This is a genomic window from Lentilactobacillus otakiensis DSM 19908 = JCM 15040 (genome assembly GCF_001434145.1).
Lineage (GTDB): Bacteria > Bacillota > Bacilli > Lactobacillales > Lactobacillaceae > Lentilactobacillus > Lentilactobacillus otakiensis.
This window is the reverse complement of sequence record NZ_AZED01000017.1, coordinates 1-222: the sequence shown is the minus strand read 5'-3', so window position 1 is coordinate 222 and position 222 is coordinate 1. Positions and strand designations below refer to the sequence as shown.

The following is a 222-nucleotide window of genomic DNA, read 5'->3' as shown; positions in this document are numbered from 1 at the left end:
ACAGCATTCCTAATTTTAATATTTCTTCTAATTTGTATAATTATGCCGACTGCAGGAGTTGAACCTGTGACCCTCGGTTTACGATACCGATGCTCTACCAGCTGAGCTAAGTCGGCAAATCTATTGTACAAAAAATGCTAACAATTAAGTTAGCATCTCGACAAAGCTCCGGCAGGCGGGCTCGAACCGTCGACAACCTGATTAACAGTCAGGTGCTCTACC

The 222-nt window shown here is 43.7% G+C and carries 1 tRNA gene; it reads right to left on the bottom strand.

Annotated features, from left to right (window positions below):
- Positions 1-43: 43 nt before the first annotated feature.
- Positions 44-116: transfer RNA gene (locus FD05_RS10735), tRNA-Thr, on the bottom strand.
- Positions 117-222: the final 106 nt, after the last annotated feature.